The following is a 23,299-nucleotide window of genomic DNA, read 5'->3' as shown; positions in this document are numbered from 1 at the left end:
ATCAGCCTCCCACTCGAACCGTCGTGGTGGTTCCCCAGATCGCGAGTCCGAGGAAGAAGTCGAGGACTGCGATCAGCACCAGCGCGGCGCGAACAGCATGTCCCACCGCCACGCCGACGCCGGCCGGACCGCCGGTCGCGTAGTAGCCGTAGTAGCAGTGCACCAGGATGATCACGAAGGCGAAGACCAGGACCTTCCCGAACGACCAGAGCACGTCGGCGGGTGGCAGGAACAGATTGAAGTAGTGGTCGTACGAGCCGCCGGACTGGCCGTTGAACACCGTGGTGATGACCCGCGAGGCCAGATACGCCGACAACAGACCGAGCACGTAGAGCGGGATGACCGCGATGAACCCGGCGATCACGCGGGTACTGACCAGGAATGGGATCGACGGCACCGCCATCGACTCCAGAGCGTCGATCTCCTCGGAGATCCGCATGGCGCCCAGCTGCGCGGTGAAGCCACATCCCACCGTCGCCGACAGCGCCAGACCCGCCACCAGCGGCGCCACCTCACGGGTGTTCACGTACGCCGAGAGGAAGCCGGTCAGTGCCTGCGACCCGATCTGATCGAGCGCCGCATAGCCCTGCAGCCCGACGACCACACCGGTGAACCCGGACATCAGCACCATCACGCCGACGGTGCCGCCGATGACCGCCAAGCCGCCGGAACCGAAGGCGACCTCGGCCAGCAGGCGCAGCACCTCCCGGGTGTAGTGCACCAGCGTCTTGGGAATCCACGCCAGCGTTCGTCCGTAGAACGACATCTGCTCGCCGGCGCCGTCGAGCACCTTGAGCGGTCGGCCCAGCTGTTTGCGCGCCTCGTACATGTAGTACTCGGGCCGCGACTTCGCGATCGTCACGCCACCCTCATCACCGGCCATGCCTAGCTTCCCTTCGGCGGAACGATCTGCAGGTACACCGCAGTGATGATCAGGTTGGCCAGGAAGAGCAGCAGGAACGTGATGACCACGCTCTGGTTCACGGCGTCACCGACGCCCTTGGGGCCGCCCTTGGGGTTGAGGCCCTTGTAGGCTGCGACAACGCCGGCGAGCACACCGAAGATCGCCGCCTTCAGCGTCGAGACATAGAGGTCGGGCAACTGCGCCAGGGCGCCGAAGGACGCCAGATACGCGCCGGGCGTGCCACCTTGCACGATGACGTTGAAGAAGTAGCCACCACCGATACCGACCACGGCGACCAGGCCGTTCAGCAGCATCGCCACCAACACCATGGCGAGCACACGAGGCACCACGAGGCGCTGGATCGGGTTGATGCCGAGTACCTCCATCGCGTCGATCTCCTCACGGATCGTGCGCGACCCGAGATCGGCGGCGACCGCCGACCCGGCGGCGCCGGCGATCAGCAGCGACGTCACCAGCGGTGAACCCTGCTGGATGACCACCAGGACACTGGCCGCACCGGTGTACGACTCGGCGCCGAGCTGCTTGATCAATGAGCCGGTCTGCAGCGACACGATCGCCCCGAACGGGATCGCGATCAGGGCGGTCGGCAGGATCGTCACGCTCGCGATGAACCAGGCCTGCTGGATGAACTCCCGCCATTGGAACGGGCGCACAAAAGACTGCCGCGCGACATCGACGAAAAGCTGCACGATGTTGCCGGTCTGTGCGAGTGCACCTGTTCCGGCCCGAGCTATCCGATCAACGCCACGCGTGGTGGCACTTGCCATTCTTATTGACTCCGACCGTCGTTGGAATGGTGCCGGCCGGCTTCGATCGGCTGGGTATCGGTGCTGTCGGCGGAGCCGTCGCTCACCGGCGGAGTCGCCCAACTCTGGGTCGGTGCGTCACTCCCGGGATAGTCGTCCCCGGCAGATGTCCACTCGTCCGAGGAGCGGCCGTCACCACCTGCAGCGATGTTCTGCTGATCCTCGTGGTGGGCGTCGACCTCGGCGCGCATCCGGTCTTCTTCTTCCATGCTGCGGCGGATCGCTTCCTGGGCGTTCGGCGGCAGGGTGTGCAGCATCTCGTGCACGCGCTCGCGGTGCCGAGCGACGGCCTTGCGCTCGGGCATCCCCGGGTTGGGTTGCACCTGCGGGATGATCTCGGAGAAGTCGTCCTTGGTACCGCCACCACCGATACCCGCGGCCTGCATCGCCTCTTCCTGCTTCTGCACGGCCTCGTCCTTCTCCTCGGACATACCGATCGGACCGAACCGGTCACCGGAGAGGAACTGCTTGACCACCGGCTGCTCTGAGGTGAGCAGCTGCTCACGCGGGCCGAACATCACCAGCTCCTTGCGGAACAGCATGCCGATGTTGTCGGGGATGGTGCGCGCGATGTTGATGTTGTGCGTCACGATCAGGATCGTCGCGTCGATCTGCGCGTTGATGTCGATCAGCAGCTGGGAGATGTAGGCGGTACGCACCGGATCCAGACCGGAGTCCGGCTCGTCGCACAGGATGATCTGTGGGTCCAGCACGAGGGCGCGGGCGAGGCCGGCGCGCTTGCGCATACCGCCGGAGATCTCACCGGGCAGCTTGTCCTCGGCCCCGGTCAGACCGACCAGGTCGATCTTCTCCATGACGATGTCGCGGACTTCGTCTTCCTTCTTCTTCGTGTGCTCACGAAGCGGGAAGGCGATGTTGTCGAACAGGCTCATCGACCCGAACAGTGCACCGTCCTGGAACAGCACGCCGAACAGCTTGCGGATCTCGTAGAGTTCCTTGGCCGAGCACTTGGTGATGTCGGTACCGTCGATGATCACCGATCCCTGTTCGGGATGCAGCAGGCCGATCAGCGTCTTCAGGAACACGGACTTACCCGTACCGGACGGTCCCAGCAGCGCCGACACCTCACCCGTCGGCAGCGTCATCGTCACATCACGCCAGATGTTCTGCGAACCAAACGACTTGGTGAGCCCCTCAACACTGACCTCTACACCCACGGCATCCTCCCAGACATTCGCTGCCCCCTTGCGGCGGTCGGTGTGACCACACACGAACCGGTGACATTTGTGGTTGGGGTCACTGTAGCGGACACCCACCTGCACCCACACCTGTCAATCGCCGGAAGCTGGACGATCGACCCGCACCCCCCGCGGTCATCGCCGTCCACCCTTACCCATCGGTAACTTGGCTCGGGGGATGAGCGTAGCCGATCCCACCCACCGATGAAAAGTGCGCGGGCCATCACATGCGGGACGACGACCGCGCTCGCGTGGCCTCTCCGCGGTTCGGGCGCCGTCGACCGATGTCCGTCCACATCGCCGTGGTGTCCGGTCGACTGGATAATCCACCTCGCGGCCCGCTGCGGTGATGTCCACGGACACCAAGAGGCGTCGGCCCTACCGCCCCTGCGGAATCTCGCATGCCCCACGCAGCGAGCGACCCCACCGCCCGCTGGAGAACCGCGGAGCGCCAGCGGAGGCGTGTCACGTGCCCCCACCGCTCCCTGCCGAACCCGCCAGCGCAAGGGGCGCGACGCCACCGCTCCCTGCCGACCCGCAGGCCCCAAACACACGGGGCGACCCCACCGCCCCTTACCCAACCCGCAGGCCCCAAGTCAAAGGGGCGACCCCACCGCTCCCTGAGGAACCCCGGAGCGCCAGCGGAGGGGTGTCACGAAGGGCGCGTGACCGGCCTGCAAGCGCGAGAAGGCCCCGAGTCGCAATGACTCGGGGCCTTTCGTGACGCTGACGCTCAGCGAGCGGGCATCAAGGTCTTACATGCTCGGTCGGAGACCGAACGTCACTTCACGGAGACCGAAGCGCCGGCCTCTTCGAGCTTCGCCTTGGCGGCGTCGGCGGCTTCCTTGTCGACCTTCTCCAGGATCGGCTTCGGAGCACCCTCGACGAGGTCCTTGGCTTCCTTCAGGCCCAGGCCGGAGACGATCTCACGGACCACCTTGATGACCTGGATCTTCTTGTCGCCCGCGCCCTCGAGCACGACGTCGAACTCGTCCTGCTCAGCAGCGGCCTCGGCGCCACCGGCAGCCGGAGCACCGGCAGCGGCAACGGCGACCGGAGCGGCCGCGGTGACCTCGAAGACCTCTTCGAACTTCTTCACGAAATCGCTGAGCTCCAGCAGGGTCAGTTCCTTGAACTGATCGATGAGCTCGTCAGCGGTGAGCTTCGCCATGGTGGCGTCCTTCCTGTCAGTCCCCGTACGGGGGTTGGTTCATCCCAGTGCGGATTGGCCCGTCGGGGATTGCTTTGTGCGGCGCGAGTTACTCGCCGGCTTCGGTTTTCTTCTCCTGCAGGGCCGCGGCCAGGCGCGCCACCTGCGAAGCCGGCTGGTTGAACAGACCGGCAGCCTTTGCCAAGTTGCCCTTCATGGCACCGGCGAGCTTGGCCAACAGAACCTCACGGGTCTCCAGGTCGGCGATCTGTTCGATCTCCGCCACGGACAGCGCACGGCCGTCCATGGTGCCGCCCTTGATGACCAGAGCCTTGTTGTCCTTGGCGAACGTCTTGATCGCCTTCGCGGCCACCACCGGCTCGCCTTCGATGAAGGCGATCGCGGTCGGACCGGTGAACAGCTCGTCGAGCCCTTCCACGCCCGCCTCGGCGGCGGCACGCTTCACCAGGGTGTTCTTGGCGACGGAGTAGGTTGCGCCCTCACCGAGCGAACGACGCAGTTCGGTGATCTGGCTGACGGACAGGCCACGGTATTCCGTGACGACCGTCGCCGTCGATCCCTTGAACTGCTCGGCGATCTCCGCTACTGCGGCGACCTTGTCGGACTTGGCCATACTTCGCCTCCTCTCTCATCACTAGAGTTGGGTCGGGCCCAACCGGAGCCGAGAGGGGCGAACATCCGTTGTCGAAAAACAACAAACGCCCCGGCACGCAGATGGCACGGGGCGTGAACAGGCGGGTAGAAGCTCGCCGGTCAATCCTCGTTCTCCCTGCGTGGGCCGCCGACCACATCGCCACCTCGATGACGTGGGCCGGACCTTCGATCGGGATCACTCCCGACGACCGACGGTCTCTGGTTGAACCGATACGGCACACGGATGTGCGCCACACCAAGGAATGAGGCTACCGGACGGTGCGTGATGCATCCAAATCGTCCCCCGAGCGGGCATCGTCGGGCGGACCTGCGTCGATGACCGCCGCCGATCGGGCGTCGGCAACAGCGGCAGCCGTGATCGATCGGCATCTGCACCGCCTGCTCGGCATGCCGGGCACCCGGTTGGCCGCGATCGCGTGGCCCACCGGACGGTTTCCCGGGCACCTCGGCCGGTGGCACTACTGGTGGCAGGCACACTTCGTGGACCTGTTGGTGGACCACGCGATCCACCGTGATCTCGGTGCCGGGTCTCGATACGCCTCCTCACTTCGTTCGTCGGCTACTCGACCAGCGGAAGGCAGTTCGTCGGCCACTGCACCAGCGGAGAGAGGTTCGTCGACCACTCGACCAGCGGAAGGAAGTTCGTCGGCTACTCGACCAGCGGACAGGAGTTCGTCGGCCGCTGCACCAGCGGAAACGGGTTCGTCGACGAGTGCATCAGCGGACACGGTCGACCGGCTGCTGCGGGGCATCCGGCTGCGCAACCTGGGCCGATGGACCAATGACTACTCCGACGACATGGCCTGGCTGGGCCTGGCGATCGAACGCGCCGACCGACACCTGCACCTCGACCACCATCGCGCGCTGCGGACCTTGACCGGCCGCATGCTCGACGCCTGGGTGCCGCAGCACGGTGGCGGGATTCCATGGCGGACGACGGATCTGTTCTTCAACGCGCCGGCCAACGGCCCGGCGGCCATCCTGCTCGCCCGCACCGGCCACGTCGAGCGGGCGAGCGCCATGGCCGACTGGATGGACCGGACCGTCATCGCCGACGACTCACACCTGGTGATCGACGGCGTCAAACCCGGTCCCGGGGGCGAACTCACACCGGTCACCGACATCTACACCTACTGCCAGGGGGTGGTGCTGGGCACGGAGGTGGAGCTGATGCGCCGCACCGGTTCGGCGGTCCACGCCGACCGCCTCGACCGGCTGTTGGGCGCGGTGGAGACACGGTTGTGCGATCACGGGGTGATCCCCGGCGCCGGGGGTGGCGACGGAGGATTGTTCGCCGGGATCCTCGCCCGTTATCTGGCGTTGATCGTCACCGACGTCCCGTCTTTCGACGGCGCCGACGATCTGCGCACCCGGGCGGCCACCATCGTCACCGCGAGCGCCGACGCGGTGTGGAACCACCGTCTGGACACCGAGTACGGGCCGATCTTCGGCCCCGACTGGCGGCGGCCGGCCACGAAACCAACCGAGTCAGGCCGAAAAGCCCAGTTCAGGGGCGGTGCGGTGTCATCGTCACAGATCCCGGAGCGCGACCTGTCGGTGCAGCTCTCGGCCTGGATGGCGCTGGAAGCGGCCCTCGCCGTTGACCTTCGGTTACGAGAGCATGATGAAACCGACGCCCCCTAGTTAGCGATCCGATACAGACGCTGAGTTATCCTCGTCCGGCGAGGTGACGGACACCACATCTGTGGAGTGTGTCTCACCTCGCATTCGGTACCAAGGCGGGTACCGGGACGAGTAGCAGGCAATGATGCCCGCGGGATAGTGGTGTGCATCATCGCCAGAGGCAGGGTGATGCACCATGACGTATCGGTTGGATCAAGCCGGACCTTCTGGGGCAGGTCAGCCCCAACCCCGCCGTGGGTCGGTCCGGATTGGCAAGCCGCATTTCGGTTCGCTTCCGCTCGGTGATCCCACCGGCGGCGCCGACGCCATCCGCTGGCGTGAACAGGTCGACGGAAAGCCGCTCTTCCCGCGCGTCTCCATCGACCGCGACGTCGTGCTGACGATGAGCGACGGTGTCCGGCTGCGCGCCACCGTGGTCCGCCCCGCCAACCGGTTCGGCCAGACCGTCCTGACGCCCTACCCCGCCATCGTCAACATCAACCCGTACAACCGCCTGGCCGTCGACGTCCTCGATCACACCCTGCATGCGCCCGTTCTCGGGAAGGCGCTGCGCACGGCCTCGGAGTCCATCGACGGCACGGGCACCGGGCTCGAGGGGGTCACCACCCTCACCAAGACACTGGCCGGCGGCGTGTTCGACGTTTTCGGCGTCAACCGCAACCTGGTGCGCAGCGGCTACGTCCAGGTGATCGTCGACGTCCGCGGCACCGGGGCCAGTCAGGGCAAATGGCAGATCCTCGGCAAACGCGAGCAAGAGGACTCCGTCGAGATCATCGACTGGGCGTCGCAGCAGGACTGGTGCAACGGGGCCGTCGGCCTCGCCGGATGGTCGTACTCGGCGATCAACTCGCTGCAGGCCGCCGACAAACGACCGCCCGCGCTGCAGGCCGTCTTCGCCGTCGAAGGTTGCGACGACATCGTGCGCGACATCTACATCACCGGTGGCATGCCGTCGGCATTCATCCCGGCCTGGCTTTCGGTGGTCAACCTCCTCAAATGGGTACCCAATCCGTCCAGCCCGATCCGTGATCTGCTGCGCGGCGACACCCTGCGATGGGCGCGCGACCGCATCAAGTCGCCCGCCACCGAGATCGGGTCCCTGTTGTGGGGTTTCCTGACCGCTCGCGACGACCGCATCTTCGACGACCCCTACTTCGACGAGCGCGACCCGCTGATCGATCAGATCGAGGTCCCCACCTTCACCGTCGGCGCCTGGCACGACCTCTTCGGGCGCAGCGCGACCGGCATCTACGAACGCCTGCAGATGGAGCCGGGCCGCAAGCAGATGCTCGTCGGCGACGGCTATCACGTCGACGTCGGCTCAGGGTACGGCGGCAAGTTCTCCCCACCCCGGCTCGACGTCTTGGAGCGAGCCTGGTTCGACCGTTGGCTCAAAGGCCACCGCAACGGCGTCGAGTATTACGGGCCCGTCACCATGCGCCAGCAGGGCGGATCGTGGACGTCGGGCCCGAGCTTCCCGCGTCCCGGTGTGCAACCGACGCGTCTCTATCTCAGCGACGTGTCGTCGGGCACCGCCGAGCATGCCGTCCACGACGGGACGCTCACGCGGCACCCCGTCGACCACCAGGCGTCGCTGACCGTCCGGCCCGACGTGCGCGGCGCCGCGTCACGGGACATGACGCAGGTGACCGCCGGGGCCGCGATGGCATTCGGACAGAACTTCACCGTCGACGCCCGATACCAGGAGCAAGGTGGTCTGTCGTTCACAACGGAACCGGTCACCGCGTCCACCCAGATCAGCGGTGCCATGAACCTGCGGCTGAATGTCGCCACCACCGCTCACGAGGCCATCTGGGCGGTCACCGTGAACGATGTGGCACCCGACGGCACGTCGACGGTGCTCACCAACGGCGCTTTGTCGGCATCCAATCGGGCGCTGGACCGTTCGCAGTCGACCTACGCCTCGGACGGCAGCCTGCTGTCGGCCCACCACTACCTGTCGCATAAGCGGAAGCTGCCCGTGCCGGCCGACCAGCCGGTGCGCATCGACGTGGACCTCGTGCCGACCGACGCGGTCCTCGAACCCGGGCATCGCCTGCGGGTCGACGTGTACGCGGCCAGCTTCCCGCGATATCTCACGGTGGTCCCCGACCTGATCAAGGCCCGGGGTCGACGGCAGCGGCTCGTGCTCGATCCGCGGCATCCGAGCTATCTGACATTCCTGGCCGGCGGGGACTTCTGAGGCGAACGCCCCTCGGTGAGGTTGTGCCTGCGAGTGCTCCCATCCGGGCTCACACCCGGTCCCTGAGCAGCCTCCGAGCCTGCGAGGATGCGTCACCATCCGGTCCCTGAGGAGCCTCCGAGCCCGCGAGCGGCGCCCACCACCCGGTCCCTGAGGAGCCTCCGAGCCCGCGAGGATGCGTCACCATCCGGTCCCTGAGGAGCCTCCGAGCCCGCGAGCGGCGCCCACCACCCGGTCCCTGAGGAGCCTCCGAGCCTGCGAGGATGCGTCACGAAGGGCCCTTCGTGACGCATCGCTCGTTCCTCGCGAGGCTCCTCAGGGACCGGGTGGTGGCGTTCACCCTCCTCAAACTCCCGGACCTCCTCACGCACTGGGTGGTGGCGTTCGCCCTCAACCCCGGCCTTCCTCAGGCACCGGGTGGTCGCCTTCACCCTCCCCAACCTCCAACCCTGCTCAGGCACCGGGTGGTGGCGTTCACCCTCCTCAAACTCCCGGACCTCCTCACGCACTGGGTGGTGGCGTTCCCTCCCCAACTCCCGGACCTCCTCACGCACTCGGTGGTGGCGTTCCCTCCCCAACCCCCGGCCCTCCTCACGCACCGGGTGGCGGCGTTCGCCCTCCCCAACCCCCGACCCTGCTCAGGCACCGGGTGGTCGCCTTCGCCCTCCCCAACCCCCGACCCTGCTCAGGCACCGGGTGGTCGCCTTCACCCTCCCCAACCCCCGACCCTGCTCAGGCACCGGGTGGTCGCCTTCACCCTCCCCAACCCCCGGCCCTCCTCACGCACCGGGTGGCGGCGTTCGCCCTCCCCAACCCCCGACCCTGCTCAGGCACCGGTTGGTCGCCTTCGCCCTCCCCAAACTCCCGGCCTCTCAGCGACCGGATGACGACACCCCTCCACAACTCCGGCGCTCAGCCGACGCCGCTGTCGGCGAACATCACCCGATAGACGAACGCGGTCTCGGCCCCCATGACCAGCCCGACCAGGTCGATCAGGGTGTGCACGAATCCACGGCCGTGCGGCGGGTCATCCGAGTCGTCGAGGTGGTGTGCGAGTTCGTGTAGGACGACGAGTTCGCGTAGCGCCCAGCGGCCCTCCTCCGATGTCGGTACCGCGATCTCGGCCCTGTCGGCCGTGAGGTGATACTCCGCGGATCGATGACCGCGTCGTCGGCGTACCCGCACCGGCGTGGCCGCCCGCGTGAACTCGTCGGCGACACCGGGCATCGCGAGCACGCGCGTCACATAGTCGGCGACCGACTCCACCGACGCGAAGAGCGCCTCGGAGGGCAGGGTGACCTGCGTGCCGGCCAACTCGACCGTCCGTCCGTTCACGCCGCTGCCCGCGTGGTCGAACAATCGGTGCACGAGCCGTTCGGCGGCGTACACCTGACTTCGACCGGTGTCGCGCGACCTCACCCGGGGATGTCTCGTCGACGGAACCCGACCATCGACGCACCCACCATCGCGACCGTGACAACGGCGAGGACCACCACACCGGTGACCGACACCGACTCCAGTGGGACGTTGCCGACGGAGTACATCGGCGAGAGCCGCAGCACCGCGTCCGGAATGTCGAGGATGCCACCGAGGAACGCGATCGCCGTCGTGTAGCCGAGCAGCAGCCATGCCAACGACTGCCACCGCGGCAACCAGCCGAACAGCAGCAACGCGAACCCACCGAGAACTCCCACGGCCGGCAGGTAGTCGACACCGGCCATCAGGTTGTGCCCGATCTCCGAGCTGTCCGAGAGCTGTTGGGCCACAACCAGGCCGAGGACCAGCGTCGGGACGAGGGTGACGATCAGCATGCCCACGGTGATCACCAGGATCTCGGCTCCGAACCACGACGGTCTGCTGATCGGCTGCGCCAGCGTCGTCTCCAGCCGTCCATCCGTCTCGTCCGCCCGCAGTCGCGACACCGCTGAGATGACGAAGCCGCCCGCCATCAGGACCAGGATGGTGATCGTCAGCGCCAGATACAGGTCGATCGCCTCGGCACCCGAACCGCTACCGCCCAGCGCCTCGCCGAGCGATGGGTTACCCGCGAACGCCTCGCTGACGTCATGCACCAACGCGCCGAAGACGATGGCGACGGCCAGTCCCCCGGCGGTCCAGCCGATAACCGACCCGCGGTGCTCGGCGATCGCGCGCCCGATGGTCGATCCGGCGATCAGCCCGGCCCGCTCCTTGCCGGGCCGACTGGTCATCAGGCCCGACCCGAGGTCGCGGGTACCCGCCTGCCACACCCCGACCGCGAGCAGGGCCACCGCGACCGCGATCGCGAGCAGCAACGGCCACCAGCGCGAATCCGACGCGAACGGCCGGGTCTCCTGCTGCCACGCCAACGGCGACAGCCACTTCCAGCCGTTGTCTCGAACGTCGCCGATCGCGCGGAATCCGTAGGCGGCTCCCAGTACGAGCAGGCTCGCCGTGTACACCTTGCGGGTGCGCCGCACCCACTGGGCCGCGCACAGCGCAATACCCGTCCATACCGCGCCGAGTCCGGCCAGCGACCACGCATACAGCGCCGAGCTACCGACGTCGACGCCGTAGGCGAGCAGGCTGAACCAGATTCCGAGCGCCACCAGCACGAAGGCCGCCAGCGCCAGGGTCACCGCGGCGACGGCCGGCGCCCACCGCGCGACGCAACGCGAGCGCACGAGTTCGAGGAGTCCGGATTCCTCCGGCCCTCGGGTGGCGCGGGCGATCAGGTGGGTGGCCATCAGCGGGAACGCGATCGCGGCCAGGAAGGCGAACTCGTTGGCCGCAACACCCCCGAGAGTCGTTGCACCGTAGGGTGTTCCGTTGATGGCGGCGAGCGCCTTGTCGTCGGCGAAAGTCGCTCCGTAGGACGCGAGCTGCTCCGGGGTGGTGTAGGTGGAGTCGATCGCGGCGACGGTGCCCAGATAGCCGAGGACGATCGACGCGATCCAGATGAGGTACGGCTTCCAGCCGGTACGCAGTCTGAGCGCGATCATCGTCGTCACGCCTGCACTGCGACGGACGGTCGCCGCGGTCCGCCCGGTCGTCGGGGCGGTGGCGGTCGCGGTCATGACGCGCCGATGCTCTCGTCGGCGGGAGTGGGCTCGCCGGCGTCCTCGTACGAGGTGAGGAACAGCTCGTCGAGGCTCGGCGGGCGCACGGTGAGGGCGTCGATACCGACGGCCACCAGTGCGGCCACGGCGTCGTCGAGGCCGGTGTCGGCCGCGTCGAACCGCACGTCGCGCTCCTGGCCGTGCCCTCCGTCGGCGGTGGTCACGTCGAGATTGCCGATGCCGGGCATCGTCGAGAGCCCGTCGGGAACACCGCGTGTGCGGGCATGAACTTTGATCCGCGACCCGCGGCGCAGCTCATCGAGCCCACCGGATCGGACGGTCTTCCCGGCACGGATGATGGTGACGTCGTGGCTGAGGGTCTCGACCTCGGAGAGGATGTGGCTGGAGAGCAGGACAGTGACACCGTCGCTGACGCGTTCGCGCACGGACTCCTGGAACGCCTCCTCCATCAGCGGGTCGAGCCCGGAGGTCGGCTCGTCGAGGATCAGCAGGTCCGCGCGCGACGACAGTGCGGCGATCAGGGCCACCTTCTGGCGGTTGCCCTTGGAGTAGTCGTCGGCCTTCTTGGTGACATCGAGGCCGAACCTGTCGACGAGGTCGGACCGGCGTTTCTCGTCGAGCCCCGAACCGGCCGAGGCGAGCACGTCGATGCACTGACCACCGCTCAGGTCGGGCCACAGCGCGACGTCGCCGGGGACGTAGGCCAGCCGCTCGTGCAGGGCTACCGCGCGACGCCACGGGTCCTCGCTGAACATCCGGGCACTACCCCCGTCGGCGCGGATCAGTCCGAGCAGTACTCGGATCGTCGTGGACTTGCCAGCTCCGTTCGGCCCCAGAAAACCGTGTACCCGACCGGCCCGCACACGCAGATCCAGGCCGTCCAGCGCCTGGGTGCGCCCGAACCGCTTGGTCAAACCCGAAACCTCGATGACGTCATCCACCACTGCCCCGCTTCCGTCGCCATTCCATTTTGGCAGTCACCGCCACTTGGCAGTAAGTGTACATTTGTCGGAGAGCCGAAGGAACCCCGATGACCGCACAACCACAGCTCCCCGACCTCCGCTCCCGCAAGCGTGCACGGGCGATGCAGCACATCCAGAGCGTGGCCCTGGATCTGTTCGACGAACGCGGATACTCCGCCGTCACCATCGCGGACATCGCGGCGGCCGCCGAGGTGGGCGAACGTTCGGTGTACCGGTACTTCGGCAGCAAGCAGGACGTCCTGCTGTACGACGAGCTCGACGACGTGGTGCTCGCCGCACTGACCGAGAACCTCCGGAGCACCCCGCTGCTCGAGGCCGTCCACCGTTCGCTCGACGCCGCAGCGGAGATGTTCACACCTGAGGCGATGTCCGACGTCCGCCGGAAACTGCGACTGCTCGATGCCAGCCGCGAGTTGCGCATGGCTGTGTCCGGATACGCCGAGGCGCTCGGCGACGGGATCGGTCGGACGATCGCGGCCGGGAGGTCGCTGCCCGACGACGATCTCGCCGCCCGGATCCAGGGACGCTGCATCGTCACCGCACTGGTCGCCGCGATCGATCGCTGGTTCCGGGCCGGTGGCGAGGGGTCGGCCCTCGACGAGCTGCACCGGGCCATCGACGTACTCGCCGAGGGATTCGGGGACGGCACTAAGATCTGACCGGCAGCCGCAGCAACCACCGGCCGCGGGAGGGAGGCGTCCGGTTGAGTTCTCCATCGTTGGGTACCCGGATGCGCGAGCGCGGTAACGCACTCGCCGATCGGGCGCGTGTCATCCCCGGCGCGCACATCATCATCCGCATCATCCGCGACCTCGCGGTCAACGACGTCACCGATCGGGCGATGACGCTCGCAGCGCAGGCGTTCACCTCGATCCTGCCGATCGTCATCCTGCTCACCGCCCTGCCCGATCACACCTTCATCACCAAGGCGCTCAACGGGCTGGGCGTCGATCCGCAACAGGTCGACGTCGTCTCCAACGCCACTCCCGAGTCGGCCACCGCTTTCGGTGTGCTGGGCGCACTGATGACGATCGCGGGCGCCACCTCGTTGTCGCGGGCGCTCGGACGGATGTACGTGTCGGTGTGGGGCGTGACCAAACTGCCCATCTCGGGGTGGTGGCGCTGGGTGGTGGTGATCTTCGCCGTACCGCTCGGTGTGGTCGCTCAAGGACTGTCGAGCTCGCTGCACGGGATCACCGTCACCGGTCACACCTTCGGCGGATACGGCGGTGTCGGTGTTGCGCTGGAGGTGATGGCCACCTTCGTGATCTGGACGATCATGTGGACCGTGGTGCCGCGGCTGCTGGTGTCGTCGCAGGTCCCGATGCGGTTGCTGGCGTTCGCGGGGGCGGTCACCGGGGTGTTCATCACGATCCTGCTGGTGGGCAGTCGCATTGCCCTGCCGACGATTCTCGGGGAGACGACTCGCCACTACGGCACCCTCGGCGGCATCTTCGTCGCCATCAGCTGGCTGTTCTTCTATGCCGCGATCGTGGTGGTCTGTGCCATCGTGGTGCAGACGCTGATGTCGGACGACGGCGCCATCGGCGCCTGGCTGCGTCATCGACTCGGCACACCACAACCCTTCCCGGTCCGGCCCAGCGAGTTCCTCAGCGGGGACGTGTTCCATGTCGAGAAGCAGGTCGACGAGGCCGCCACGGAGACCTGATGTCCCGCCTCACTTCTCCAACGATCCCCGCGCGGTGCCGAACTCGCGATCGGCACCGATCTTGGCCCGCCGACCCGCCCGGTCTCCCGCCTTGCGTGCCGCCTCCGAGTACCCGGCCGAGGCGCTCGACGGCCGCCAGGTGCCGCGCGCCTTGGACTCGGTGCGGTAGAAGTCGGTGACCTCGATCTCCTTGTTGCGCAATGCCAGCGCGGTGCTCGACGGACGGTGCGCGTCGTCGGCGTCGGCGGTGAGCGCCTCGGCCCGTGCCTGCTCCCGAGCCTCGTTCAACCGTTTGCCGATCCGTTCGGCGAACGCCGACTGGAAGTTGAGTCGGGCGGTGATCGGCGACAACGGCTTGGTCTCGAGGACCCGACGTGCCCTCCACCCGGAACCGCGGGTGACGACGCGGGAGAACTCCTCACCTTTGTAGGCACCGGACCGGAGGTAGGCGTCGCTGGCTGCGACCATCTGCACGACCAGCGAGGTGTAGAGGGTTTCGCAGGTGTCGATGTCGGCGGCATAACCGTAAGCCAGGACGAACGTCGAGTTGCCTGCCACATCGACCGTGATGTCGTTGGCCCGCGCGATCGCGACGAACAGCTGAACGTAGGTTTTCAACCCCCGCTTGCCGGCCTCGCCGATGGTGATCTGACGCGAGATCGGCGTGGACTTCTGACGACCGTTCGGGTCGTGGCTGCGTGCCACGGCCAGGTCGATCGACGCCGCGGTCGCCAACCGCTGCGCCGCCTGCATGAACGTCTCGGCCTCGTGCGGGTTGTCGGTGCCCTCGGCCTGCCGCAGCAGCGCCGAGATCTTGGAGAGCAGCTTGTCATCGCGCATATATCTCAGACTATCCAGCGGTCCAATCGGTTCCATGTTTCTGTTCTTCCGCCCGAATTCGCCGGCTCCCCCGCGTGCGTGTGGAGAGTTTGGCGATACCCGGGGGACGAACGGTCACGCCGCTCAGTTGTCGGGGGCCCACCGACTGATGTCGTCGTCGGTGATCTCGCGATCCTGCGGCGCGCGCTCGGTCATCCGGATGTGGTTGCCGAACGGGTCGCGGAAGGCACAGTCGATGCCGTACGGCTGATCCTCGGGTTCCTGCGTGAACTCGACACCGTTGGCCGACAGGTCCGCAAAGGTTGTCCGGCAGTCGTCGGTGGACAGGATCGTCGTACCGAGGGCGCCCTGGGTCAGCAGATCCCGGACTGCGGCTGCCGCGTCCTCCGACATCGCCGGCGGGCCGGGCACCGAGAGCAGGATCTCGCGGTCCGGCTGTTCAGGTGCCGTGATCGTCAGCCATCGCATGAAGCCCATGTCGACGTCGGCGCCGACGGTGAACCCGAGCTTGCCGACGTAGAAGTCGAGCGCCTCGTCCTGGTCGAGAACGTAGATGGAATGGATGCTGATGCCGTTGATCATGCACCTGACGATACGGTCGCGGGACCGCGCGACGCTTCTCCGAAACTGCTCAGCCGAGGGGCCGATCAAGCACCGGCGCCGGGAGCGTAGCGAGCGGGCCGATCAAGCACCGGCGCCGGGAGCGCAGCGAGCGGGCCGTATCACCACCGGCGCCGGAAGCGCAGCGAGCGGGCCGATCAGATACCGGCCTGGCCCATTCGCGCACGAAGCACGGCGGCACCTTCCCCGACGCCACCCGCCCCGACAGTGCAGCGGCTCGATACTCCGACGGATTGCGCCCGATGATCGAGGCGAACGTTCGGCTGAACGTGCCGAGGCTCTCGTAGCCCACGGCCGCCGCGACGTCGGTCACCGGCAGATCGCTGTTGCGCAGCAACGTGCATGCCCGCTCGATGCGCCGACGTTGTAGATAGCGGTGCGGCGTCTCACCGAACACGGCGCGGAACCGTCGGGTGAAGTGTGCCGGTGAGATCAGCGCGATGCGCGCCAGTGTGGGGACGTCGAGCGGTCCGGCGTAGGCGCGGTCGATCGCATCGCGCGCCCGCAGCAGTCGACGGTTCTCGTCCTCACGTGGGCTGAACAATCCGGATCAATGCTGTTCGCAGGCGATTCCGTCTTTGTCGCGATCGCGGCCGGACTTGTTGGCGTCATAGGTGTCCTGGTCGACGGTGAAGTTCGTGACCGGGTCCCCGGATGTCGAGTCGACGGCACCGGGCTCTCCCACCCCGTGCGGGTAGTCGGCGTTGAGTGCGTCGCAGTTGCGGTAGACGGTCGCTGCATCGGCGGGCGCGGTGACGGCCAGCGGCGCGATCACCATCGTCCCCGTTGCCATCATTCCTGCGATAACGACCCGTGAGCGACGCATGTCGAACCCTCTTCCCACATTCCTCGATGAATGCAGTGACAGTATCCGACCGCGGGCTGCTCGATCGGTCGCGTGCTCCGAAATAGTCCGATTGACGGACCGCTGAACACCCGACCGACTACAACCCGAACTTCGCCTGCATACCGCGCAGAGTTTCCGCCGACGACATCAACCCGGACAGCTCCAGTTCGGACATCGGCATCTCCAGCCGCGTCTGGGCGCCGTGTCGGTCGACGATCGTCGGCAACGACAGGCACACGTCATCGAGGCCCTCGTACCCCTTGGCGACCGTCGACACCGGCAGCACACGATGTTCGTTGTTCAGCACAGCCTCGACGATGCGTGTGGCGGCCAGCCCGATCGCATAGTTGGTCGCGCCCTTGCCCTCGATGATCTTGTACGCCGCGTGCACCACCTCATGGTGAATGCGCTCACGGGCGGCAGCATCGATGGGCTCACCGCCCGGCAGCGGCTTCCAATGCAGTAGTGGGACACCGCCGATGGTGGCTGAACTCCACAGCGGGATCTCGGTGTCGCCGTGCTCGCCGACGATGTAGGCGTGCACATTCTGCACCGCCACGTCGCAGTGCTGCGCGATCAGGAAGCGCAGCCGCGACGAGTCCAGCACCGTCCCGGACCCGAACAACTGATTACTGGGCAGGCCACTGTATTTCAGCGCCGCGTAGGTCACGATGTCGACTGGGTTGGTGACCATGATGTAGACGGCGTTCGGCGCCACCTCGAGTACCCCCGGCATGATCTTCTTGGTCAATCCGATGGTGGCCTCGGCCAATTCGAGCCGCGACTGTCCCGGCTTCTGCTTGGCGCCCGCGGTGAACACGACGACGTCGGCGTCGGCGCAGACCGACACGTCGTCGTCGCCGATGATGTCGGTGCGAGGGACGAATTCGAGTCCGTGCGACATGTCGAGCACCTCGGCGGTCACCTTCGCCGTGTTGATGTCCATCAGCGCGATAGTCCGCGCCACACCACGGATCAACGACGCGTACGCGACGGCGGTGCCGACCGCCCCCGCGCCTATGATGGCCAACTTCGTCGGTCGTGCTTCCATCAGAACACCGCCTGTGTCTCGTGGATCCGCCTCTGCGCAAGATTATTCACAAACGCGACGGACCGCGCAGGAAGACGCCCACATATGCGGAAAACCCCCGACCCATGACGGGTCGGGGGTTTCCGGAGTCTGCTCAGGGACTCAGGCCTGCGGCGCCCTTCGTGACGCTCGGCTATCGCCTCGCTCCTCAGGGAGCGGATGAAGCGTCACGCAGCTTCGGCGTCAGGCCTGCGGCGCCCTTCGTGACGCTCGGCTATCGCCTCGCTCCTCAGGACGGCGCCTCGGTGAAGTTCCGGCTCACCTGCGGGTCGACCGGGATGCCCGGGCCCGTGGTGGTGGAGACGGTGACCTTCTTGATGTAGCGGCCCTTGGCGGCCGACGGCTTCGCACGCATGATCTCGTCGTAGGCTGCGCCGTAGTTCTCGGCCAGCTTCTCGACGTCGAACGATGCCTTGCCGATGACGAAGTGCAGGTTCGCTGCCTTGTCGACGCGGAAGTTGATCTTGCCGCCCTTGATGTCGTTGATGGCCTTGGTGACGTCGGTGGTCACGGTGCCGGTCTTCGGGTTCGGCATCAGGCCACGCGGTCCGAGGACACGGGCGATGCGGCCGACCTTGGCCATCTGATCCGGGGTGGCGATCGCGGCGTCGAACTCCAGCCAGCCGCCCTGGATCTTCTCGATGAGATCCTCGGCGCCGACCTCGTCGGCTCCGGCGGCGGTGGCCTCGGCGGCCTTGTCACCGGCGGCGAAAACGATCACGCGGGCGGTCTTACCGGTGCCGTTCGGCAGGTTGACGGTGCCACGGACCATCTGGTCGGCCTTGCGCGGGTCGACGCCCAGGCGGATGGCGACCTCGACGGTCGAGTCGGTGTTCTTCGACGACGTGTCCTTGGCAAGCTGCGCAGCTTCCAGCGGGCTGTACAGCTTGTCCTTGTCGACCTGTTCCGCGGCGGCGCGATAGGCCTTGCTCTTCTGTGCCATTGCTCTGTTCTTTCTCCGTAAGTGAATGTTCGGGTTAGTGGTTAGTGGGCCGAGCCGGCCCTCCCACGGGATCTCCGCTGATCAAGCAGCGGCAGACCGGTCAGCCCTCGACGTTGATCCCCATCGACCGTGCAGTACCGGCGATGATCTTCGCGGCCTGGTCGATGTCGGTGGCATTGAGGTCTTCGGCCTTGGTCTTGGCGATCTCGCGGACCTGGTCCATCGAGACCTTGCCGACCTTCTTGACGTGCGGCTCGCCCGAGCCCTTCTGCAGGCCGGCGGCCTTGAGGAGGAGCTTTGCAGCCGGCGGGGTCTTCAACTTGAAGTCGAAGGACCGGTCTTCGTACACGAAGATCTCGACCGGGATGACGTTGCCACGCTGCGACTCGGTCGCCGCGTTGTACGCCTTGCAGAACTCCATGATGTTCACGCCGTGCTGACCAAGCGCCGGACCCACGGGCGGAGCCGGGTTGGCCGCGCCTGCCTGGATCTGGAGCTTGATGATCCCGGCGAGCTTCTTCTTCTTGGGAGGCATCTCTAGTTCCTTGGTTGTTTTCTTGCAGATCCACGCCCGCTGGAGACGTGAAAGTTTCTGTTGGTCGGCCTTCGTGACGCTCGCTCGTACGTCGCGGGCTCCTCAGGGACCGGGTTGGTCTGTTCTAGATCTTCTCGACCTGGTTGAAGCCGAGCTCGACCGGAGTCTCACGACCGAAGATCGACACCAACACCTTGACCTTGCGCTGCTCGGCGTTGACCTCGCTGATCGAGGCGGGCAACGTCGCGAACGGGCCGTCCATGACGGTGACCGACTCGCCGACCTCGAAGTCGACCTCGATGACCGCGGTCGCTGCGGCGGCAGCGGCCTCGACGCCTTCGGCACCGGCCTTGGCGGCGGGCTTCTTGGCTTCCACCCGCGGCATGAGGAACTGCAGCACTTCGTTGAGCGACAGCGGCGACGGCTTGGAGGTCATACCGACGAACCCGGTGACACCCGGGGTGTTGCGCACTGCGCCCCACGACTCGTCGTTGAGGTCCATCCGGACCAGGATGTAGCCGGGGAGCACCTTGCGGTTGACCTTCTTCGGCTGACCGTTCTTGATCTCGGTGACCTCTTCGGTCGGGACCTCGACCTGGAAGATGTAGTCGCCGACGTCGAGGTTCTGCACACGGGTCTCGAGGTTGGCCTTCACCTTGTTCTCGTACCCGGCGTAGCTGTGGATGACATACCAGTCGCCGGGCGCGCGGCGAAGCTGCTTGCGCAGTTCCTCGACCGGGTCGACGTCCTCGGCGGGGGCCTCCTCGGCGGCAACCTCATCGGCCACCTCGACCTCGTCGGCAACCGCGTCCTCGATGGCCTCGGCTTCCTCGACCGCGGCCTCGCCACCCTCGACGGCTGCCTCGTCGTCCTCGGCAGCCTCGACCTGCGCCTCGACACCGGGATCATCGGTGTCGACGGCAGCGCCGATCGTCGTATCGACCTCGGTCGATTCGAACTCGTTCTCCGGGGTGCTCACTGCAGCCCACGCTCCTCTGTCGGTTCCGGTCTCCGGGGTCCGGCCACTCCCACTCACGCGGGAGTGCTCAGCCGAACATCCAGAGGACCAGCTTGGCGAAGGCCACGTCGAGACCGGAGATGAAGGCGGTCATGATGACCACGAAGACCAGCACGACGATCGTGTACGTGATCATCTCCCGGCGGGTGGGCCAGATGACCTTCTTCAGTTCGGCGACGACCTGCTGCAGGAAGAGCCAGATCCGTGCGAACGGATTGCGACTCTGACCTGCGTCGGCCTTCTTCTTGCGTTCCTTTACGGCGACCGCGGAACCGCTGTCGGATTCCGCGCCGCTGTCGGTGGTGGAGGCACCCGCCGACGACCGGCGGCGCGACGAGCGCTTGCCCGACGGACGGAGCTCAGACGACTCCGAACCGGTCTCCTCGACGTCGTCGCGACTTTCGAGCCCCTCCACCGAATCGGTGGCGGTGTCGTCCGCGGCGCCTTTGGCGCGGGCAGCTCGATCTCGCTTGCTCACTTTCGAGGTCCTCTCGTCAACGTGTGCCCTTCACCAGGGCAGGGGCGACAGGACTTGAACCTGCAACCTGCGGTTTTGGAGACCGCTGCTCTGCCAGTTGAGCTACGCCCCTTTGCGACTGTTCCGTGGCTTGACGCCACGCTACAGCTGCCATCTGGTCCGACCCTGAGGAAAGCTCCCCACAAAACCAACGCGCTACCCTACGGGCAGCGCGCAAGTGTCAAGTCAAACCAGACACTTCAGTGTAGAGCACCGGGGTCGTTGAACCCAAAACGGGTTCGGTCACCCGCCTCGACGGGTGGTCTACAACGCCCGGGCCAGGATCTCCACCGCCTCCGGGTACCGCTCGGGTGGCGCCGCACCGTAGTTGAGCCGGATGAACGGGCCGGTCGGCTCGGTCGGGAACCACTCCCCGCCCGGCGAGATCGACAGACCACCAGCCAACGTACGCGCCGCCACGACATCCGGATCGGTAGGCGTGCCGTCGCGGCCGTACGCGGGCAGCGCCGCCCACAGGTTCAGGCCTCCGGCCGGCCGCTGGACGACGTCGATCATCGGCGCTCCACCTGCGATGGCCGCGAGCAGCGCATCCCGGCGAAACTGCAGCGCGCGCCGGAGTCGTTGCAGGTGGGTGCGCCACGCCGGTCTCGACACCACGTCGAGCGCCACGGCCTGGAGGACCGGGGCCACGTACAGATCCGACACGGTCAGCGCGTTCTCGATCCGCGAGCGAGCGGGCCCGCGGGCGATCAGCGCCGCCACCCGCACGGTCAGCGACAGGCTCTTGGTCAGCGACCGGATGTAGATCACGTGACCGTCGGTGTCCGAACAGATCAGTGGTCGCGGTTGCGCCTCCATCGCGAAGTCGTGCGCCCAGTCGTCCTCGACGATGAAGGCCCGGTGGGCGGCGACCACGGCGAGCACCTCGTCGCGTTGTGCGGGGCTCCAGACGTCGCCGGTGGGGTTGGCGAACGTCGGCTGGGTGTAGCAGAGCCGCGCCCCCGACGACGCGAACGCTTCGTCGAGGTCGGCGGAACTCGGCGCCCCGTCCGTGCGCGGCACCGGCACGATCACGAGCCCCGCCTGACGCGCGGCCGCGATCGCACCCCAATAGGTGGGCGACTCCATCACGATCGGGTCTCCCGGTGATGCCAGCGCGCGAAAGGTCGCGGCGAGTGCCGCCTGCCCGCCGGAGGCGATGACCGCGTCGGTCTCCCGCAGTCCGTCGGCGCCGAGTTCGTCGATGAACCACCGCCGCAGCTCGGGGAGGCCCGCGGTGGGCGGGCGGACGAACACCGCGTCGCGATTCGGGCCACTGCCGGCGCCACGGGTGACGCGTGCGAACGCGTTGCGCACCTCCCGGATGGGTAGCAGCTCGACGTCGGGATAGCCGCTGTGCATGGCGATGGTGTCGTGCGGCACCTGTCGCATGCTGGAACCGATCGGCGACGGCCCAGCTCGTTCCGGCCCCAGCGCCGCCGTCTGCCAGGCGATGTCACCGGACATCAGTCCGGGCACCCTCGGCCGGACGAAAGTTCCTGACCCCGAGCGTGTTTCGACGACCCCTTCGGCGACGAGCCGCGCCAGCGCCCGCTGCACGGTCACCGGCCCGGCACCGAATTGTGCCGCCAGCGTCCGCGTCGACGGCAGTTTTCCACCCGGCTCGGACGCCGCGGCGAGCGAACGCAGATGACGAGCGATCCGCTCACTGCTATCGTCAAACATGAGTAATCATAGTAGCGCTATCGCCGGCCGTCGGCCTGCGCTATCGCATCATGGCGTGGCGTGGGGGTTCCTCGGTGTCGCGGCGTTCTCGTTCACGGTGCCGTTCACCCGGGTTGCCGTCGACGGTTTCGACCCGCTCTTCATCGGCTGCGGCCGCGCCGTCGTCGCCGCCGGGCTGGCCGTGATCGCGCTCCTGCTCGGCCGGGTGCCAGTGCCGACCCCGCGACAGTGGGTTCGGCTCGTCCCCGTCTCGCTCGGCGTCGTGGCCGGGTTCCCCATCCTCACCTCGCTGGCCTTGCGCGAGACGTCGGCCGGTCACTCCGCCGTCGTGATCGGCCTGCTCCCCGCCGCCACCGCGGTGGTGGCGGTCAGCGCCACCCGTGAACGTCCGACCCGCCGGTTCTGGGTCGGCGCGGCGTTCGGCGCCGTCGCGACGCTGGCGTTCACCGTTCTCGGACATGGCGCACTCGAGATGCCCCGCATCGGCGACCTGCATCTCCTCGGCGCAGTCCTGCTCGCGGCGATCGGTTACGCCCAGGGCGGTGTGCTCGCCCGCGAGTTCGGTGCGTGGCAGACCATCTGCTGGGCCCTCCTGCTCGCCCTGCCGGTCATGCTCATCGGCACGCTCAGCGTCAGCGGCGGGCAGCTGCCGCACGCCACGCCCGGAGAATGGGCAGCGTTCGGCTACCTGTCGGCGGTGAGCATGTTCCTCGGCTTCTTCGCCTGGTACCGCGGGCTGGCGATCGGCCCGATGACCACGGTGAGTCAGGTCCAGCTGATCCAGCCGGTGTTGACCGTGCTGTGGGCCGTGGCGTTCCTCGGCGAGGATCTCACGTGGTCACTGGCGGTCGGCGGGCTCGCCGTCATCGCGTGTGCGGCGTTCACCGTA

General features: G+C 67.2%; 22 protein-coding genes, 1 tRNA gene and 1 pseudogene. 5 read left to right on the top strand and 19 right to left on the bottom strand.

The window, feature by feature from the left end:
• Position 1: 1 nt before the first annotated feature.
• The 5 genes from AC4AMJ_RS03250 to rplJ all read right to left on the bottom strand — a co-directional run bounded on the left by AC4AMJ_RS03250 (position 2) and on the right by rplJ (position 4,714).
• The gene (locus tag AC4AMJ_RS03250) at positions 2 to 883 is read right to left on the bottom strand and encodes an MlaE family ABC transporter permease (RefSeq protein ID WP_489897005.1); all 882 of its coding nucleotides are present in this window, start codon (positions 881 to 883) and stop codon (positions 2 to 4) included.
• Positions 884 to 885: 2 nt separating this feature from the next.
• Positions 886 to 1,692: an MlaE family ABC transporter permease gene (locus AC4AMJ_RS03245; RefSeq protein ID WP_489897006.1), complete on the bottom strand. Its 807-nt coding sequence runs from the start codon at positions 1,690 to 1,692 to the stop codon at positions 886 to 888.
• Between the two features lie 2 nt (positions 1,693 to 1,694).
• Positions 1,695 to 2,909: an ABC transporter ATP-binding protein gene (locus AC4AMJ_RS03240; RefSeq protein ID WP_489917233.1), complete on the bottom strand. Its 1,215-nt coding sequence runs from the start codon at positions 2,907 to 2,909 to the stop codon at positions 1,695 to 1,697.
• An 802-nt stretch (positions 2,910 to 3,711) separates the two neighbouring features.
• Complete coding sequence (rplL, locus tag AC4AMJ_RS03235; protein ID WP_164310988.1) at positions 3,712 to 4,101, bottom strand: 50S ribosomal protein L7/L12; 390 nt, start codon at positions 4,099 to 4,101, stop codon at positions 3,712 to 3,714.
• 88 nt (positions 4,102 to 4,189) lie between these two features.
• Positions 4,190 to 4,714, bottom strand: coding sequence for a 50S ribosomal protein L10 (gene rplJ / locus AC4AMJ_RS03230; RefSeq protein ID WP_489897008.1), 525 nt, complete (start codon positions 4,712 to 4,714; stop codon positions 4,190 to 4,192).
• A gap of 356 nt (positions 4,715 to 5,070) precedes the next feature.
• Between rplJ and AC4AMJ_RS03225 the strand changes: the two genes are divergently transcribed.
• Complete coding sequence (locus AC4AMJ_RS03225) at positions 5,071 to 6,399, top strand: glycoside hydrolase family 76 protein (RefSeq protein WP_489918361.1); 1,329 nt, start codon at positions 5,071 to 5,073, stop codon at positions 6,397 to 6,399.
• A gap of 175 nt (positions 6,400 to 6,574) precedes the next feature.
• Positions 6,575 to 8,602: a CocE/NonD family hydrolase gene (locus AC4AMJ_RS03220; RefSeq protein ID WP_489917232.1), complete on the top strand. Its 2,028-nt coding sequence runs from the start codon at positions 6,575 to 6,577 to the stop codon at positions 8,600 to 8,602.
• Positions 8,603 to 9,514: 912 nt separating this feature from the next.
• On the opposite strand, the gene AC4AMJ_RS03215 is transcribed toward AC4AMJ_RS03220, so the two are convergent.
• From AC4AMJ_RS03215 to AC4AMJ_RS03205, 3 genes are read right to left on the bottom strand one after another with little or no spacing between them, the layout of a single operon-like run.
• Positions 9,515 to 10,021 (bottom strand): TIGR04338 family metallohydrolase, encoded by a 507-nt coding sequence (locus AC4AMJ_RS03215; RefSeq protein ID WP_489917231.1) that lies wholly within the window; start codon positions 10,019 to 10,021, stop codon positions 9,515 to 9,517.
• On the bottom strand, positions 10,018 to 11,658 hold the full coding sequence (locus tag AC4AMJ_RS03210; protein WP_489917230.1) for an ABC transporter permease: 1,641 nt from the start codon (positions 11,656 to 11,658) through the stop codon (positions 10,018 to 10,020). The genes AC4AMJ_RS03215 and AC4AMJ_RS03210 overlap by 4 nt, the downstream gene beginning before the upstream one ends.
• A complete protein-coding gene (locus AC4AMJ_RS03205; protein ID WP_489917229.1) occupies positions 11,655 to 12,602 on the bottom strand; it encodes an ABC transporter ATP-binding protein in 948 nt (315 codons plus the stop codon). The genes AC4AMJ_RS03210 and AC4AMJ_RS03205 overlap by 4 nt, the downstream gene beginning before the upstream one ends.
• 89 nt (positions 12,603 to 12,691) lie before the next feature.
• On the opposite strand from AC4AMJ_RS03205, the gene AC4AMJ_RS03200 reads away from it, so the two are divergent.
• Together AC4AMJ_RS03200 and AC4AMJ_RS03195 are read left to right on the top strand one after the other, a co-directional pair.
• Positions 12,692 to 13,303 (top strand): TetR/AcrR family transcriptional regulator, encoded by a 612-nt coding sequence (locus AC4AMJ_RS03200; RefSeq protein WP_489917228.1) that lies wholly within the window; start codon positions 12,692 to 12,694, stop codon positions 13,301 to 13,303.
• 44 nt (positions 13,304 to 13,347) lie between these two features.
• The gene (locus AC4AMJ_RS03195; RefSeq protein WP_489917227.1) at positions 13,348 to 14,313 is read left to right on the top strand and encodes a YhjD/YihY/BrkB family envelope integrity protein; all 966 of its coding nucleotides are present in this window, start codon (positions 13,348 to 13,350) and stop codon (positions 14,311 to 14,313) included.
• A 9-nt stretch (positions 14,314 to 14,322) separates the two neighbouring features.
• On the opposite strand, the gene AC4AMJ_RS03190 is transcribed toward AC4AMJ_RS03195, so the two are convergent.
• The 11 genes from AC4AMJ_RS03190 to AC4AMJ_RS03140 form a co-directional block, all read right to left on the bottom strand.
• On the bottom strand, positions 14,323 to 15,153 hold the full coding sequence (locus tag AC4AMJ_RS03190) for a DUF2786 domain-containing protein (RefSeq protein ID WP_489917226.1): 831 nt from the start codon (positions 15,151 to 15,153) through the stop codon (positions 14,323 to 14,325).
• Positions 15,154 to 15,276: 123 nt separating this feature from the next.
• Positions 15,277 to 15,735: a VOC family protein gene (locus tag AC4AMJ_RS03185; RefSeq protein WP_489917225.1), complete on the bottom strand. Its 459-nt coding sequence runs from the start codon at positions 15,733 to 15,735 to the stop codon at positions 15,277 to 15,279.
• 49 nt (positions 15,736 to 15,784) lie between these two features.
• Entirely contained in the window at positions 15,785 to 16,318 is a 534-nt protein-coding gene (locus AC4AMJ_RS03180) for a helix-turn-helix domain-containing protein (protein WP_489917224.1), read from the bottom strand.
• 6 nt (positions 16,319 to 16,324) lie between these two features.
• Positions 16,325 to 16,570 carry an excalibur calcium-binding domain-containing protein gene (locus AC4AMJ_RS03175; RefSeq protein ID WP_489901026.1) on the bottom strand — a complete coding sequence of 82 codons (246 nt, stop codon included), beginning with the start codon at positions 16,568 to 16,570 and terminating at the stop codon, positions 16,325 to 16,327.
• 148 nt (positions 16,571 to 16,718) lie between these two features.
• Positions 16,719 to 17,672, bottom strand: coding sequence for an L-lactate dehydrogenase (locus AC4AMJ_RS03170; RefSeq protein WP_489897018.1), 954 nt, complete (start codon positions 17,670 to 17,672; stop codon positions 16,719 to 16,721).
• A gap of 268 nt (positions 17,673 to 17,940) precedes the next feature.
• Positions 17,941 to 18,654, bottom strand: a complete 714-nt coding sequence (gene rplA / locus AC4AMJ_RS03165) for a 50S ribosomal protein L1 (protein WP_489897019.1) — start codon at positions 18,652 to 18,654, stop codon at positions 17,941 to 17,943.
• Positions 18,655 to 18,754: 100 nt separating this feature from the next.
• Positions 18,755 to 19,189, bottom strand: a complete 435-nt coding sequence (rplK, locus tag AC4AMJ_RS03160) for a 50S ribosomal protein L11 (protein WP_489897020.1) — start codon at positions 19,187 to 19,189, stop codon at positions 18,755 to 18,757.
• Between the two features lie 124 nt (positions 19,190 to 19,313).
• The gene (gene nusG, locus AC4AMJ_RS03155; RefSeq protein ID WP_489917223.1) at positions 19,314 to 20,168 is read right to left on the bottom strand and encodes a transcription termination/antitermination protein NusG; all 855 of its coding nucleotides are present in this window, start codon (positions 20,166 to 20,168) and stop codon (positions 19,314 to 19,316) included.
• Between the two features lie 67 nt (positions 20,169 to 20,235).
• Positions 20,236 to 20,685, bottom strand: coding sequence for a preprotein translocase subunit SecE (gene secE / locus AC4AMJ_RS03150; protein WP_489897022.1), 450 nt, complete (start codon positions 20,683 to 20,685; stop codon positions 20,236 to 20,238).
• 39 nt (positions 20,686 to 20,724) lie between these two features.
• Positions 20,725 to 20,797: transfer RNA gene (locus AC4AMJ_RS03145), tRNA-Trp, on the bottom strand.
• Between the two features lie 191 nt (positions 20,798 to 20,988).
• Positions 20,989 to 22,410, bottom strand: coding sequence for an aminotransferase-like domain-containing protein (locus AC4AMJ_RS03140; protein ID WP_489917222.1), 1,422 nt, complete (start codon positions 22,408 to 22,410; stop codon positions 20,989 to 20,991).
• On the opposite strand from AC4AMJ_RS03140, the pseudogene AC4AMJ_RS03135 reads away from it, so the two are divergent.
• A pseudogene (locus tag AC4AMJ_RS03135) lies at positions 22,409 to 23,239 on the top strand (DMT family transporter); the annotation flags it as partial. The gene AC4AMJ_RS03140 and the pseudogene AC4AMJ_RS03135 overlap by 2 nt on opposite strands.
• Positions 23,240 to 23,299: the final 60 nt, after the last annotated feature.

It is taken from the genome of Gordonia sp. LMA484 (assembly GCF_058129505.1).
The sequence above is the reverse complement of the archived record's forward strand: the minus strand, read 5'-3'. Positions and strand labels throughout refer to the sequence as shown.

Coding starts and splice junctions, on each gene's coding strand:
- AC4AMJ_RS03250 (WP_489897005.1), bottom strand. CDS start 883: ATGGCCGGTGATGAGGGTGGCGTGACGATCGCGAAGTCGCGGCCCGAG.
- AC4AMJ_RS03245 (WP_489897006.1), bottom strand. CDS start 1,692: ATGGCAAGTGCCACCACGCGTGGCGTTGATCGGATAGCTCGGGCCGGA.
- rplL (WP_164310988.1), bottom strand. CDS start 4,101: ATGGCGAAGCTCACCGCTGACGAGCTCATCGATCAGTTCAAGGAACTG.
- rplJ (WP_489897008.1), bottom strand. CDS start 4,714: ATGGCCAAGTCCGACAAGGTCGCCGCAGTAGCGGAGATCGCCGAGCAG.
- AC4AMJ_RS03225 (WP_489918361.1), top strand. CDS start 5,071: ATGACCGCCGCCGATCGGGCGTCGGCAACAGCGGCAGCCGTGATCGAT.
- AC4AMJ_RS03220 (WP_489917232.1), top strand. CDS start 6,575: ATGACGTATCGGTTGGATCAAGCCGGACCTTCTGGGGCAGGTCAGCCC.
- AC4AMJ_RS03210 (WP_489917230.1), bottom strand. CDS start 11,658: ATGACCGCGACCGCCACCGCCCCGACGACCGGGCGGACCGCGGCGACC.
- AC4AMJ_RS03200 (WP_489917228.1), top strand. CDS start 12,692: ATGACCGCACAACCACAGCTCCCCGACCTCCGCTCCCGCAAGCGTGCA.
- AC4AMJ_RS03190 (WP_489917226.1), bottom strand. CDS start 15,153: ATGCGCGATGACAAGCTGCTCTCCAAGATCTCGGCGCTGCTGCGGCAG.
- AC4AMJ_RS03185 (WP_489917225.1), bottom strand. CDS start 15,735: ATGATCAACGGCATCAGCATCCATTCCATCTACGTTCTCGACCAGGAC.
- AC4AMJ_RS03175 (WP_489901026.1), bottom strand. CDS start 16,570: ATGATGGCAACGGGGACGATGGTGATCGCGCCGCTGGCCGTCACCGCG.
- AC4AMJ_RS03170 (WP_489897018.1), bottom strand. CDS start 17,672: ATGGAAGCACGACCGACGAAGTTGGCCATCATAGGCGCGGGGGCGGTC.
- rplA (WP_489897019.1), bottom strand. CDS start 18,654: ATGGCACAGAAGAGCAAGGCCTATCGCGCCGCCGCGGAACAGGTCGAC.
- rplK (WP_489897020.1), bottom strand. CDS start 19,189: ATGCCTCCCAAGAAGAAGAAGCTCGCCGGGATCATCAAGCTCCAGATC.
- AC4AMJ_RS03140 (WP_489917222.1), bottom strand. CDS start 22,410: ATGTTTGACGATAGCAGTGAGCGGATCGCTCGTCATCTGCGTTCGCTC.